The 13695-nt window shown below is 69.9% G+C and carries 13 protein-coding genes; 9 read left to right on the forward strand and 4 right to left on the reverse strand.

The window, feature by feature from the left end; all coding sequences use genetic code 11:
* Positions 1-151 precede the first annotated feature (151 nt).
* The 3 genes from ACOCMH_RS03220 (at position 152) to ACOCMH_RS03230 (ending at position 3795) form a co-directional block, all read left to right on the forward strand.
* The gene (locus ACOCMH_RS03220) at positions 152-1933 is read left to right on the forward strand and encodes an OPT/YSL family transporter (protein WP_427307738.1); all 1782 of its coding nucleotides are present in this window, start codon (positions 152-154) and stop codon (positions 1931-1933) included.
* 128 nt (positions 1934-2061) lie between these two features.
* Entirely contained in the window at positions 2062-3219 is a 1158-nt protein-coding gene (locus ACOCMH_RS03225) for an acyl-CoA dehydrogenase family protein (protein ID WP_427307739.1), read from the forward strand.
* A gap of 30 nt (positions 3220-3249) precedes the next feature.
* The gene (locus ACOCMH_RS03230) at positions 3250-3795 is read left to right on the forward strand and encodes a hypothetical protein (RefSeq protein ID WP_427307740.1); all 546 of its coding nucleotides are present in this window, start codon (positions 3250-3252) and stop codon (positions 3793-3795) included.
* 126 nt (positions 3796-3921) lie between these two features.
* Here ACOCMH_RS03230 and ACOCMH_RS03235 read toward each other — a convergent pair whose 3' ends face one another.
* Positions 3922-4296, reverse strand: coding sequence for a hypothetical protein (locus tag ACOCMH_RS03235; RefSeq protein WP_010811174.1), 375 nt, complete (start codon positions 4294-4296; stop codon positions 3922-3924).
* A gap of 181 nt (positions 4297-4477) precedes the next feature.
* Positions 4478-7321: a M16 family metallopeptidase gene (locus tag ACOCMH_RS03240; protein WP_427307741.1), complete on the reverse strand. Its 2844-nt coding sequence runs from the start codon at positions 7319-7321 to the stop codon at positions 4478-4480.
* Here ACOCMH_RS03240 and ACOCMH_RS03245 point away from each other — a divergent pair.
* From ACOCMH_RS03245 to thpR, 4 genes are read left to right on the forward strand one after another with little or no spacing between them, the layout of a single operon-like run.
* The gene (locus ACOCMH_RS03245) at positions 7320-7505 is read left to right on the forward strand and encodes a hypothetical protein (protein ID WP_427307742.1); all 186 of its coding nucleotides are present in this window, start codon (positions 7320-7322) and stop codon (positions 7503-7505) included. The genes ACOCMH_RS03240 and ACOCMH_RS03245 overlap by 2 nt on opposite strands.
* Before the next feature lie 9 nt (positions 7506-7514).
* On the forward strand, positions 7515-8996 hold the full coding sequence (locus ACOCMH_RS03250) for an AlkA N-terminal domain-containing protein (RefSeq protein ID WP_427307743.1): 1482 nt from the start codon (positions 7515-7517) through the stop codon (positions 8994-8996).
* The gene (locus ACOCMH_RS03255; RefSeq protein ID WP_427307744.1) at positions 8993-9493 is read left to right on the forward strand and encodes a methylated-DNA--[protein]-cysteine S-methyltransferase; all 501 of its coding nucleotides are present in this window, start codon (positions 8993-8995) and stop codon (positions 9491-9493) included. Before ACOCMH_RS03250 ends, ACOCMH_RS03255 begins: the two co-directional genes overlap by 4 nt.
* 16 nt (positions 9494-9509) lie before the next feature.
* Positions 9510-10097 carry an RNA 2',3'-cyclic phosphodiesterase gene (gene thpR / locus ACOCMH_RS03260; RefSeq protein WP_427307745.1) on the forward strand — a complete coding sequence of 196 codons (588 nt, stop codon included), beginning with the start codon at positions 9510-9512 and terminating at the stop codon, positions 10095-10097.
* On the opposite strand, the gene ACOCMH_RS03265 is transcribed toward thpR, so the two are convergent.
* Positions 10094-10717, reverse strand: a complete 624-nt coding sequence (locus ACOCMH_RS03265) for a LysE family transporter (protein ID WP_427307746.1) — start codon at positions 10715-10717, stop codon at positions 10094-10096. The two genes, thpR and ACOCMH_RS03265, sit on opposite strands and share 4 nt — an antisense overlap.
* A gap of 132 nt (positions 10718-10849) precedes the next feature.
* Between ACOCMH_RS03265 and ACOCMH_RS03270 the strand changes: the two genes are divergently transcribed.
* Together ACOCMH_RS03270 and ACOCMH_RS03275 are read left to right on the forward strand one after the other, a co-directional pair.
* Positions 10850-11728, forward strand: coding sequence for a LysR substrate-binding domain-containing protein (locus tag ACOCMH_RS03270; RefSeq protein WP_427307747.1), 879 nt, complete (start codon positions 10850-10852; stop codon positions 11726-11728).
* A 199-nt stretch (positions 11729-11927) separates the two neighbouring features.
* The gene (locus ACOCMH_RS03275) at positions 11928-12707 is read left to right on the forward strand and encodes a flagellar brake protein (RefSeq protein WP_427307748.1); all 780 of its coding nucleotides are present in this window, start codon (positions 11928-11930) and stop codon (positions 12705-12707) included.
* A gap of 60 nt (positions 12708-12767) precedes the next feature.
* Here ACOCMH_RS03275 and ACOCMH_RS03280 read toward each other — a convergent pair whose 3' ends face one another.
* Positions 12768-13616 carry an IclR family transcriptional regulator domain-containing protein gene (locus tag ACOCMH_RS03280; protein WP_092314986.1) on the reverse strand — a complete coding sequence of 283 codons (849 nt, stop codon included), beginning with the start codon at positions 13614-13616 and terminating at the stop codon, positions 12768-12770.
* Positions 13617-13695 lie beyond the last annotated feature (79 nt).

Raw genomic sequence — 13695 nt, forward strand, 5'->3', positions numbered from 1 at the left:
TATATCGTCGAGATGGTTGCGCACGAAACTAGTGTAAACCCGCCCGGGAAAAGACAGGACGACAGCCGTTGCAGACAAGTCTCACGCCTCGCCCGGGGGGCTTGGCCTATGCTTCGCAGCAGGCACACTGTTCCGTCCGCTCCGCCTCGCCATGCCGATGCTGCCCACCGAAGCCGCGCCCCGCGCCGCCTGGCTGCCGCCCCCGGGCAGCTGGCAATATCACGTTTTGCTGGGCGCGGCCGGCATGCTGGTGCTCGGGCCGCTGGGCGGGGTTGCCGCGGCGTACATGAATTTCTCGCTGGGTTTCTTTGTCGGTGGCCAGGTGCTGGCAGGCATCCTCGGCTCGGTGGTGACCGCCGGCTACGGCGCGTCAGGCCGCCATGGCGCCAATTACATCCAGACCGCGGCGGCGTCGGTGGCGGGCATGGGCGGCATGGCCGTGGTGCTGCAGGCGATGGCGTGGCTGGGCATGGCGCAGCCGCCGCTGTGGCAACTGCTGCTGTACCTGCTGTGTATCGGCATGTTCGGGGTAGGCGTGGGCATGCTGTACACGCCGTTGCTGGTGGACCGCATGCAGCTGACCTTTCCGTCGGGACTGGCGGTGGCGAACATCCTGCGCGCGCTGACCGATGCGGCGCTGCTGCGCCGATCGGTGGCGCGGCTCGGCGGCGGCATGGCGCTGGGCCTGGCCAGCGGGCTGGGCGCGCCGCGCCTGCCCTGGCTGGCGGCACTGGACCTGTCGGCGGCAACCTTCGGCGCGGGCATGATCGTCGGCGCGCGCGTGGGCGTTGCGGCGCTGGTGGGCGGGCTGGCCGGCTGGGCCATGACCCCGTGGTTTGTCGAGGCCGGCTGGCTCGCGCCCGGCGAGCCGTACCGCAAGGCCACGTTCCTGGTGGCGCTGGGCATGATCATGGGAGCGGCCGCGGTCGATCTGGCGCAATTGCTGGCGCAGGCGTGCCGGCAGTGGCGAGCGGGGCGCACGCCGCGGCAGCCCACGCCGCGGCGCGGACCTGGCATGGGCTGGGTGGCGGCCTGGGCCTTGCTGTGGGGCGCGGCCACGGTGGCGTCGGGCGTGGCGTGGTTCGGGCAGCCGCTGGCATTCCAGTTGATGGCGGTGCTGCTCGCGCTGGTGTTCGCGCTGGTCAACGGCATCTCGGTCGGCATGGTTGACCAGAACCCGATCTCGTCCGCATTCGTGCTGTCGGTGATCCTGATGGCGGCCGCCGGCCTGCGCGCGCCGCAGGTCGGCCTGATCGCCGCCACGGTGCTGCTGGTGGCCACGGCCGAGGCCAGCGACATGCAGCAGGACCGCTCCACCGGCTGGCGCCTGGGCAGCGACCGCATGGTGCAGTTCGGCTACCAGGTGGCGGGTATCGTGGTGGGCGCGCTGGTCGCGGTGGCGATGGCCAGGCTGTTCCTGCAGGCCTACCCGGCGCTGGGGCTGGACCAGACCAGCTTGCCGGCCGAGCAGCAGCCGGCGCGCTGGACCTCGGCCATGACCTACAAGATCGTGGGCGTGCTGCATGGCCTGTCGCAAAACCGTGCCGATCAGCACATGGCGGTCGCGGCGGGGCTCGCGATCGGGCTGGTCACGGCGGTGTTGCGTCGCGTCGTCCTGGGCCGGCCCGGGTGGCAACGCTTTGCGCGATCCAGCCGGGGCGGGCAGGCCGCTGACTTCGTGCTCGATGCGGTGATCCTGCCCTCGCCCTACGCGTCGTCGTTTGGCGGGTTCGTCAACCTGGCGGCGGCTGGATGGATGGCCGCGGGTGGCGTGGCGGCCAGCGTGGGCGCCGCCGTCGGGGGAGCGGGCGGGCACCGGCCGGGTTTGCCGCAGGACATGAGCACCGCGTCGCTGCTGGGCGGAGGCCTGATCGCCGGCGATGCGCTGGCGGCGCTAACCATCGGCGTGGTGGGCCTGCTGGCCATCACATAGGGGCGGCACGGCTTGCATTGTCAAGTTTTATTGACGCTTCTGTCCAAGATCCAGTGGATTGTCAAATCGTGCGACCGGCGTACCATAGGCGGCCAGACTGACGTACTGGCTTGACCCGGAGAATCCCCATGGCCCTAGACCAAGAATCCTTTGCCCTGCTGCGCGCCTCGGTGCAGCGCTTCATCGACGAACGCCTGAAGCCCGCCGAAGACACGCTGGAGGAAACCGACGACGTGCCTGCAGACATCGTCGCCGACATGAAGGAGATGGGGCTGTTCGGCATTTCCATCCCCGAGAGCTACGGCGGCATCGGCCTGTCGATGTCGCAGGAATGCGATGTGGTCTACGACCTGGGCCATACCGCGTTTGCGTTCCGTTCGGTATTCGGGACCAACGTCGGCATCGGCTCGCAGGGCATCCTGATGGATGGTACCGAGGCACAGAAACAGCAGTACCTGCCCCGCATCGCCAGCGGCGAGATGATCATCTCGTTCGCGCTGACCGAGCCGAACGCCGGCTCCGATGCGGCCTCGCTGCAGACCAAAGCCGAGCTGGACGGCGACCACTACGTCATCAACGGTACCAAGCGCTTCATCACCAACGCGCCGCGCGCGGGCGCCTTCACGCTGATGGCGCGCACCGGCGGCCCCGGCGCCGCGGGCATCTCGTCGTTCATCGTGCCGGCCGACACCCCCGGCATCTCGCTGGGCAAGCCCGACAAGAAGATGGGCCAGCGCGGCACCAAAACCTGCGACGTGGTGCTGGAGAACGTGCGCGTGCCGGCGGCCAATATCATCGGCGGCGTGCCGGGCGTGGGCTTCAAGACCGCCATGAAGGTGCTCGACCGCGGCCGCCTGCACCTGTCGGCGCTGGCTTGCGGCATGGCGCACCGGCTGATCACCGACGCCGTGGCCTATGCCAAGGAACGCAAGCAGTTCGGCCGCCCGATCGGCGACTTCCAGCTGATCCAGGCGATGCTGGCCGACAGCCAGGCCGAGCTCTACGCAGGCCTGTCGATGGTGCGCGACTGCGCCCAGCGCTACGACGCCAAGCCCGCCGGCAAGAGCGATCCGGAAGTCAGCATGCTGGCTTCGTGCACCAAGATGTTCTGTACCGAGATGGTGGGCCGCGTCGCCGACCGCGCGGTGCAGATCCACGGCGGCGCCGGCTATATCGCCGAGTACAAGGCCGAACGCTTCTACCGCGATGTGCGCCTGCTGCGCCTGTACGAAGGCACCACGCAGATCCAGCAGATGATCATCGCGAAGCAGCTGCTGCGCGACTGACCCCAACCGCCCGGCGTGGCAGGAGTCGACATGGACACGATGCAGTTCCGCGGGCCCGACGGTGCGCCGCACGCAGGACATGATGACCGCGCGCCGCACCGGCTGCGCGCGGTGGTCGCGACTTATCGCCCCGCGCTGCAGGCGTACACGCTGGCGGTGTCGCCAGCCGAGCTGATGCTGCTCAGTGCGCTGCCCGGGCAGGTGGCGGGCAGCGTCGCCGCGGCCCCGGACCCGCGCGTGCAGGCGCACCTGGCGCGCCTGCGGGCCGAGGTGCAGGGTAGCGGCATCGCATTGCCCGGCGCTATCGTGGTGGCGGTGAGCGGTGGCCGCATGCAGTGCGAGTGCGACCACCTGTTTACGCTCAGCCTGCAGCCGCGCCATGGCGACCGGCTGATCGTGATCGACGGCTACGACCGCCTGCTGGCGCTGGCGCATGGCGAGCGACGCCAATGCAAGACGCTGGTGTCGGCGGTGTTGTGGCGCACCGCGCTGGAGGCCGGCAACGAGATCATCGACGCGCCGGTAGCGCAATCATGCGCGGCGCGCTGGCCCCACGCGAGCCGGGTGTGGCATTGATCGCCACGCGGACAAGCGCTGCAGGGGTGCAGCGATCCGTGTGAGCGTGGACCGGCGCAACGTGACGGAAGCCGCCTGCGGGGCGGCTTCTTCTTTTTCTAGTCAACGCAGGCGTGCGCAGGCCGCTTATTGCGGCCAGACCCCGTCGACGTCGCGCAGCAGGTGGCCGGCGAGAATATAGTCGCCGAGCCGCGTGGCCTTGGCTTCGAGGTCGAGCAGTTCATGGTCCGCCAGCGTGCCGAGATCGAACTGGCAATAGAGATTGCGTTGACGGAAGGTGGCCTTGGGTTTGGCCAGCCCTTCGATCAGGGCTTCGCGGGAACGGACGGCGATGCTCTCTTGTCCGCGATACTGCACCTTGATACCGCGCTTTTCTCCGAGCCTGCCGAGTTCGACGGCGTCCTGCCATCCGGTCTCGTAGTCCAGCTCAAGCGCCAGCACGCCTTCCGAGGCCAGAAGCCTGAGCGCTTCTGCCTTGCTGCCAGCTCGCACGATTGACATCCACACCTCTTATATCGACTTATACTGTACGAATATACAGTCAACCCGGGGTCGGGGCAAGGCCCTTGCGCCGCGCAACGCCAGACGTGCCGCGCCATCGCTGCATGGACCCTGCGTTGTCGGCGCTCGCGGCTGGCGCCACCGCCGGCGAGTATGGTCGCCGGGGTATGACAGGGACATGTCAGGGGCGCGCGGGTGGCGCGTCGCTGGCTTCATTGCCGCCGGCCGTCGAACCGGTCGCGGTGCTGGCGGGAGCGCCTGCTCCCTGGCCGGTTGCACCGCCCTGCGCCGCGGCGCCGGCGAAGTCGCCGGCATAGGCGCGCGACAGCGTGCCAGGCTGCATATAGCGGCGGATGGCCGCGTTGACGGTTTCCGTGGTGGCGTCGCGCAGGCGTTGTTCCAGTTCCGCGGTAAAGGCCATGGTGCGGCCGAGGTAGAGCTGGCTGGCCAGCGCGCCGGCCAGCGCCGCGTCGTTGCTGCGGCTGACCATGCCCTGCTGCAGCAGGCCGCTGACGGCCTCGGCAAGTTCCTGTGCGGTAATGCCGTCACGCACTAGCCGCTCCAGTTCTTCGTTGACGGCGCGCTGCACGCGCGGCAGGCTCTGCGGCGCATACTGCGCGCGCACGCCGAAGCGGCCGGCGCGGTCGAGCGCGCCGACCTGCACCCAGCTGCCCGCGCCGTAGCTCACGCCTTCCCGCTGCCGCAACCGGTCCGCCAGCCGGCTACGCAGGCTGGCGCCCCCCAGCACCCGGTTGGCAATCATCAGCAGCGCATAGTCGGGCGCATCATTGGTCAGGTCGATCGGGGCGGTGGCCAGGTACACGGCGTTAGCTTTGCCCGGCGTGGGCAGCGTGAACTCGGCGGCCGGGATCGGCACGAAGGGCCGGTCGACGCGCGCATACGGCTGCGGCGCGGTCCAGTCGCCAAACAACTCAGCCGCCTGCGCGGCGGCAGCCGCACCATCGAAATCTCCGACCAGGCTCAGCTGCGCATGGCCCGTGCCGTAGAAACGGGCATGGAAGTCGCGCACCTGCGCCAGCGTGGCCGCACGCAGGTCGGCGACATTCTCGGCGATGGTGCGCGCATGGCGCGGGTCACCGGCGGGGTAGGGGTCGCCGTGCCGGCCGAGCGCATTGGAGGCCAGCACGCCGGGTTCGCGCTGCACGCTTTCGAGTTCGGCGATGCTGGTCTGGCGCAGCGTCTCGAATTCTGCTTCGGGAAATGTCGGCGCGCGCAGCAGGCCGCGCAACAGCGCCAGTACCTCCGGCAGATGCGCGCGGCGCGTCTCGAAACTGACCGTCACTTGCTCCGAGCCGCCCGAGATGCCGACGCGCGCGCGCAGGGCCTCGATGCGGTCGGCGATCTGCTGGCGGTCCATGCCGGCGCTGCCGCGGCGGAGCATCGCGGCGGTGAGCGCGCCGACCGTGCCCAGCCCCTGCAGGCTTTGCGCATCGCCCATGCGCAGCACCAGCACGCCGTGCACCACTTCACCGCGCGCGGGCTTGGGCAGCAGCGCCAGCTGCATGCCGTTGGCAAGCGTCTGGCGCGTGGTATGGGCTTCGATATTGGCGGGGCTGGGATCGAATGCCGCCACCGTGGCCAGCGCCGGCCGGCCCTGGTAGCCGCTGACCATCGCCGCGATGTCCGGCGCCGCCGGCACTTGCGCGCGCGGCGGCTGGTCGGCCGGCAGGAATATACCCACGGTGCGGTTAGAGGCCTGGAAGTAGTTCTGCGCCACGCGTTGCACGTCAGCCAGCGTGGTGGTCTCGATGCGGTCGCGTGCCAGGAAGAACAGGCGCCAGTCGCCCTTGGCGATGGCCTCGGACAGCGCAATCCCGAGCGCACCGGGGTCGTTCATGTATTGCTCGTAGGCGTTGCGCATGCGCACGCGCGCGCGCTCCAGCTCGGCCTCGGTCACGGGCGCTTCGGCAAAGCCCTCGATCTGCGTGATCAGGCCGGCGCGGGCGGCGGCGAGCGGCTGGTCTTGCGAGGCCTGCGCCATGAACAGCAGCGCCCCCGGATCCTTCATCGCGTAGAACGCGCTGCTGATCGACGCGGCCTGGCCGCGCTCCACCAGCGCCTTGTACAGCCGGCCGCCGGGGGTGTCGGCGAGGATGATGGTCAGCAGCGACAGGGCGGTGGTGTCGGGGTGCGCGCCGGGGCTGACATGGTATTGCGCGGCCACCAGGCGGGTGTCGCCGGGGCGCATGATCACCAGCTCGCGCGCGCCTTCCTGCGCGGGCTCGACCGTGGGTTCGGACGGCAGCACGCGCTGCGGGCGCGGAATCGGTCCGAAATAGCGCTCGATGCGCGCCAGCGTGGCGGCGGGATCGAACTTGCCCGCCACCACCAGCACCGCGTTGTCGGGCTGGTAGTAGCGGCGGTAGAAGGCGCGCAGGTTGTCGATGCTGACGTGCTCCACATCGCTGCGTGCGCCGATCGGGGCCTTGCCGTAGTTGTGCCAGCGATAGGCGGCGGCCATGGTCTGCTGCATCAGCATGCGCCCGGGGCTGTTTTCGCCCATCTCCATCTCGTTGCGCACCACCGTCATCTCGCTGTCGAGGTCGGCGCGCGCGATCACGCTGTTGACCATGCGATCGGCTTCCATGCGCAGCGCCCAGTCCAGGTGGTCGTCGCTGGCGGTGAAGGTCTCGAAGTAGTTGGTGCGGTCCTGCGCGGTGGTGCCGTTGACGCTCATGCCGCGCCGCGCGAATTCGCCCGCGATGGCCTTGCCCGGCAGCGACGGCGTGCCCTTGAACAGCAGGTGCTCGAGCAGGTGGGCCATGCCGGTCTCGCCATAGTTTTCATGGCGGCTGCCGACCAGGTAGGTGAGGTTGACGGTGGTGGTGGCCTTGGCGGCATCGGGCGCCAGCACGATGCGCAGGCCGTTGGGCAGGCGGTGTTCGGTGATGCCTTCGACGGACGCCACCTGCGTCGCCTGCACGGGCGCTGCCGACGGCTGCGCCTGCGCCAGGGGACAGGCCAGCGTGGCAAGCAGTGACAGATGCAGGGCAGTACGACGCATGGATTCTCCGATCGCAAAGGACAAGGGCAAGGACAAAGACAAGGGCAATGGTGCGGGCGCTGGCCAGGCCAGCGCCCGCACCATGCTGGCCCTGTCCCGTGCCGGCAACTGTGCCGCAAGCGAACCCCGCGCGCCAGAGGGAAATGTCCGAAACCAGCGGATGCGCGGCGCCATCTGGCGGTAGCATGCGGTCATGAACCTGGATCCCGATACCTGCTACAAGGCCGTGGCATCGCACGACCGCCGCTTCGACGGACGCTTCTTCGTGGGCGTCTCGTCGACCGGCGTGTATTGCCGGCCCGTGTGCGCGGTACGAACCCCCAAGCGCGAGAACTGCTCGTTCTATGAAAGCGCCGCCGCGGCCGAAAAGCATGGCTTCCGCCCGTGCCTGCGCTGCCGCCCGGAACTGGCGCCGGGGCATGGCCTCGCCGATATTTCCGGGCGGCTGGCGCAGGCCGCCGCCACGCTGATCGATGAGGGCTTTATGGCCGAAGGCAGCGTGGCCGCGCTGGCGGCGCGCATCGGCGTGACGGAGCGGCACCTGCGGCGGCTGTTCGATGCGCAGTTCGGCGTGTCGGTGCTGGAGTACGCGCAGACCCAGCGGCTGCTGCTGGCCAAGCGGCTTCTCGCCGATACCGCGCTGCCGGTGACGGACGTGGCGCTGGCGGCGGGCTTCGGCAGCGTGCGCCGCTTCAACGATGTGCTGAAGACCCGCTACGGCCTGACGCCGCTGGCGCTGCGCCGGCGTGCCGCCGACGGCGTGGCCGACCGGCTGGTGTTCGAGCTCGGCTACCGCCCGCCGTTTGCGTGGGAGGCGTGGCTGGGCTTCCTGGCCACGCGCGCGGTCGACGGCATCGAGGCCATCCGCGACGGCGCCTACCTGCGCACGTTGCGGGTCGAAGCCGGCGGCAGCGCCTACCTGGGCTGGGTGCGCATCGAGCATGTGCCGCGCCGGCTGGTATTGCGCGTGACGCTGTCCGCGTCGCTCGCGCGCGTGATTCCGCAAGCGCTGGGAAAGGTGCGCCGGCTGTGCGACCTGGGTTGCCGTCCCGACGTGGTGGACCGGCATCTTGGAGCGCTGGCCGAGGCGATGCCTGGCATGCGCCTGCCGGGCTGCGTCGATGGCTTCGAGATCGCGGTGCGCGCGGTGGTGGGGCAGGTGATTTCGGTGGTGCAGGCGCGGCGCATCCTGGCCGCGCTGGCGCAGCGCGCGGGGCAGGCGCTGGACGGCGCGCCGCCGGACGGCCTGCGCTACACCTTTCCCAGTGCGGCCGCACTGGCCGCGTTGCCGGAGCCATCGCTGCGCGCGGCCGGGGTGTCGCCGGGCAAGGCTCGCACACTGCAGGCCCTGTCCCGCCGTGTGGCCGACGGCACGCTGGTGCTCGACCCGCATGCGGCACCGGAGCAGGCCGTGGCCGCGCTGCGCGACATCGACGGCATCGGCGACTGGACCGCGCAGTATGTCGCCATGCGCGCGCTGGGTTGGCCCGATGCCTTCCCGGGCACCGACTACGCCCTGCGCAAGGTGCTGGGCGTCAGCACCGTGCGCGCGATGCACGAACGCACGGCGCAATGGGCGCCGTGGCGGGCCTACGCCGCGATCCACCTGTGGCACCGCTACGAAGCGATGAAGGACACGCCGCCGGCAGCGGCGCAACCGGAGACCCTCCCATGACCAGCTATCGCCATCTCGACAGCCCGCTGGGCACCGTGCTGCTGCGCGCGTGCGACGGGCACCTCACCGGCCTGTTCTTCGCGGGGCAGAAGTACCATCCCGCCGGCATTGCCGACAGCCGCGACGTGCCCCCTGCGGATGCCGCGGTGCTGGACCGCGCCGCCGCCGAGCTGGCGGAGTATTTCGCCGGCCGCCGCGACAGCTTTACCGTGCCGGTTCGCTTTGCCGGCAGCCCGTTCCAGCAGCGCGTGTGGCAAGCGCTGCTGGAAATCCCGTGCGGCGCCACCGCATCCTACGGCGAACTGGCGCGTACGCTGGGGCTGCCGCCCACGCATGCGCGCGCGGTGGGCGGCGCGGTCGGCCGCAACCCGCTGTCGGTGATCGTGCCTTGCCATCGCGTGCTCGGCAGCGCCGGCGCGCTCACCGGCTATGCCGGCGGCATCGAGCGCAAGCGTGCCCTGCTGCGCCGCGAGGGCATCGCCGCCACGGCGGACTGAGGCCGGCCGCGCTGGCATGGCACGCCTGTTTATCGCGGTGGAAGTGCCGCCCGCACAGGCGGCGGCACTGCTGTCCACGCTTCCTACCGCGCACGGCGTGCGGGCCGCGACGCCCGCGCAGGTGCACCTGACCCTGCATTTCCTCGGCGATGGCCTGGGCGAGGCCGCGGTCGACCAGCTCGACACCGCGCTCGAGGCAATCCGCACGCCCGCGTTCTTGCTGCAGGCATATGGCACCGGGCGCTTCCGCAGCGGCCCGGGGTCGGTGCTGTGGGCGGGCCTGGCGCCGGGTCCGGGCCTTGACACGCTGCGCGCCTTGCACGCCGAGGTGGGGCAGGCACTGGCGGACGCGGCCGGCTTCCTGCCGGAGCGGCGGCGCTTCCATCCTCACGTGACCCTGGCCCGCTGCAAGCCGACCGTGCCCGAGAGCGCGCTGCGCGCATGGCTCGATGCGCACCGCACGCTGGCCAGTGCGCCGTGGCGCGTGGCGCGGCTGGTGTTGTTCGAAAGCCAGCTGGGTCCGCAGGGCCCGCAACACCTGCTGCGCCTGGCCTGGCCGCTGGCGGCGCCGGGCCGGGAGCCGGACCCGGATCCGGGACCCTAAGCCAGGTTGCTGAACCCCAGCGCCACGCCCAGTCCGCACAAGACCGAGCCGATGGCGCGGTCGAGCAGCCGCTGGCGCCGCAGCATGGCCGCGCGCAGCGCCGGCGCAGTAAACACCCAAGCCACCACGCTGAACCATGCCAGGTGTGCCACCGACATGAACCCGCCATAGGCCCACTGCACCGGCACCGGCGTGCGGGCATCCACCACCTGGGTGTAAGTGCTGATGACGAACAGCGTGGTCTTCGGGTTCAACGCATTGGTCAGGAAGCCCATGCGCAGCGCCGCCAGCGGGCCCAGAGCGCGTTCGCCGTGCAGGTCCACCGTCAGCGCGTCACGGTTGCGCAGCGTCTGCACGCCGATCCACACCAGGTAGGCGGCGCCCAGCGCCTTCACCACCGTCAGCACGCCATGCGCGTGGGCCATCAGCAGTGACACCCCGAACATCGTATAGAGCACATGGACCTGCACCCCCAGTGCGATGCCAAGTGCACTGAGCAGGCCGGCGCGACGGCCGTGCAGATAGCTGTTGCGGGTGACCATGGCGAAGTCCGGGCCAGGACTGATCACGGCCAGCACGGTTACTGCGGCAACTGCCAGGGATTCGGCGAGAAGGAGCATATTGCGTCAGGTTATGTTGTGTTTCGGGGCCGATCGCCCGGTCCGGCGATCCAAGCGTACCCAATTCTGCGTGCCGCAAGGACCCGCCACAACCGATATATACTCGCCCGTTACCGTGAAAAAAACTGACCAATGCACTGGCTGGGATGGATCCGATTCTTCGAGGCCGCGGCGCGCCACGAAAGCTTTGCCCGCGCGGCTGAGGAACTGCACCTGACCCACGGCGCGGTCAGCCGGCAGATCCGCCAACTCGAGGACACGCTCGGCGTGGCGCTGTTCGAGCGGCGCAACCGCGGCGTCTTCCTGACCGAGGCGGGGCGCGCGCTGTTTGCGGCGGCGACGCAATCGATGGAAGGGCTGGCGGCCGCGGCCGCGCGCATCCGCACCCAGCCGCCGGGGCGGGCCCTGGTGCTGTCGTGCGAGCCGACCATCGCCATGCGCTGGCTGATCCCGCGGCTGCCGCGCTTTGCCGCGCGCCATCCCGACATTCCGCTGCACCTGATGGCGGCGGGCGGGCCGATCGACTTTGCGCGCAGCGGTGCGGACCTGGCGCTGCGGCGCAACGACTTCGCCTTCGATGCGCGCTGGCATGCGCGCGAGGTGGTGCAGGAGCAGGTGGGTCCGGTGTGCCGGCCCCAACCTGCGCAGGGCGTCGCGGTGGCGCCGGTGCGGTTGCATACGCGCACGCGGCCCGAGGCCTGGCAGCGCTGGCAGGCGGTGTGCGCCGAGGCCGCGGCCCGCTTGCGCTTTGACGGCGACGCCTGGTATGAGCATTTCTATCTGAGCCTGCAGGCCGCGGCGGCGGGACTGGGCTGGGCCATGGCGTCGCAGCTGATGGCTGCCGATGAGATCGCCGACGGTCGGCTGGCCGCGCCTTTCGGTTTTGCCGCCGACGGGTCGGCCTACCACCTGCTGTCGCCCGCGCCGTTCGAACACGACCCGCGCCGGCAAGCCTTGCTCGCATGGCTGCGCGAATGCGCGCAGGCCACGCTGGCACCGCCGCAGGCCTGAAAGCCGCGCAAGCGCTACCCCCCGGAAGTCTGTCCTCAAGTTCTGCCACAGATTTGCCGAAGTGAGATCATCGGTCTTGCCGGCCAATGGTGCAGGCGCTTAACATGCGGCGCGCCGGCAGGCGGTGCCGCCGATGGCCCCGGCTGGTCCGTGCCTGCCCCTGTGGCTGCCCCGTAGCCGGCGCTCCCAGCCTCTCCAGATGTTGCGTGAATCTATGAACCAGCACGACGCCCCCGGGCCGGCCGATACCGGCGCCGAATCCGAACCCGAAGCCGAGCCGACGGACGACCGCTATCGGTTGACCCACAACTCGCAGATCGGCACGGTGCTGCGCGACCTGGCGTGGCAGAAGTGCATGCTGAGCGTGCGCACCCGCACCGCGCACCAGTTCGTCACCTCCATCCTGCATGTCGATCCCGTCAACCGCACCTTCGTGTTCGACTGGTGCAACGCCGAGCCCGAGCGGATGTCGCTGCTGACTTCCGCAGAGAATGCGTTCTCGGGGCTCTTGCGCGGCGTGCCGGTCAATTTCATGGTGGGCCAGCCGGCGGCCACGCGGTATGACGATGGCCCAGCCTTCGTGGTCGAGTTTCCGGAAAAGCTCTATCACTTCCAGCGGCGCCGCCATTTCCGCGCGCGCACGCTGGTGACCAAGGGCTACCGCTGCGAGATGCCGCGGCCGGACAAGAGCGTGCTGGGGCTCGATATCGCCGACCTGTCGCTGTCCGGGGTGGGACTGCGCTCAAAGACTGTCACCGCGGATCACCTGCCGGTCGGCACCACGGTGGCCAAGTGCCGGCTTGACTTCCGCGAGCTGGGCAAGCTGGAGGTGGACTTGCAAGTGGTGGGGCACTGGCTGGTGGGCCACGACGACAGCGCGATCCACCACTTCGGCTGCGCCTTCGTCAATCCGGACGGGCGCATGGAAAACTTCCTGCAGCGGCTGGTGTTCGCGCTGGAACTGGCGCACCGCGGCTAAGATGACGCGTCGATCCCGGCGCGGTTCCCGCTGCGGCTGATACCTACCGCGCGGGCAGGCTCAGGACCCGACCATCCGGCCGATCGCGGCGGCGGCTTCGCGCATCGGCGCCAGCAGCCGCGTGATCATATCGGCCTCGGAGACGCGCGCGGCGCGCACGCTCACGCTCAGCCCCGCGAGCACGATGCCGGAGGCCGAGCGCACCGGCACGGCCATGGCGCGCAGGCCAGGCTCCAGCTCTTCATCGACGATTACATAGTCCACTTCGCGGGCGCGCTCGAAGCACGCTTCCAGCTCCTGCCGCGAGACCTTGGTCTGCAGCGTGCGCGGGCGCAGTTCGGCATGCTCGAAGAAGCCGTCCAGCACCGTGGCGGGCTGGTGCGCCAGCAGCAGCCGGCCGTTGGAGGTGCAGTAGGCCGGCAGGCGGCTGCCCATGCCCAGCGAATAGTTCAGCACGCGCTGCACTTCGGAGCGCACCAGGTAGAGGATGTCGGTGCCGTCCAGGATCGCCAGGGTGCAGGTCTCGTGGATGCGCGCGCTCAGGTTGTCCAGGATCGGCTGCGCCAGCGACACCAGCGAGGTCGACGAGAAATACGCGTGCCCCAGGTGCAGCACACGCGGGCGCAGCGCGAATTGCCCGTCCTGCTGGCTGACGTAGCCCAGTTGCTCCAGTGTGTAGAGGCAGCGCCGCACCGAGGCGCGCGAAAGCTGGGTACGCTGCGCCACCTGTGAAATCGTCAGGGGGCGCTTGCGTTCGGAAAAGGCTTCCAGCACGGTCAGGCCGCGCGCCAGCGACAGCATGAAGTTGGGATCGCCGGCGAAACTGGCCAGCAGGTCGGCCTGGGGCCGGGCAACGCGGACGGTGTCGGCCTGGGCATGGCCAAGACCGATGGGGCGGAGAACATCCATGGGGGCGGGGGGTCTGCGGTTGTTCGATAATCGCGCAATGGTAAACCGGTCGGCCGCCGGGGGCCAGCACTGGTTGCAT

It is taken from the genome of Cupriavidus sp. H39, from assembly GCF_050271075.1.
In the GTDB taxonomy this organism is placed as follows: Bacteria; Pseudomonadota; Gammaproteobacteria; order Burkholderiales; family Burkholderiaceae; genus Cupriavidus; species Cupriavidus necator_B.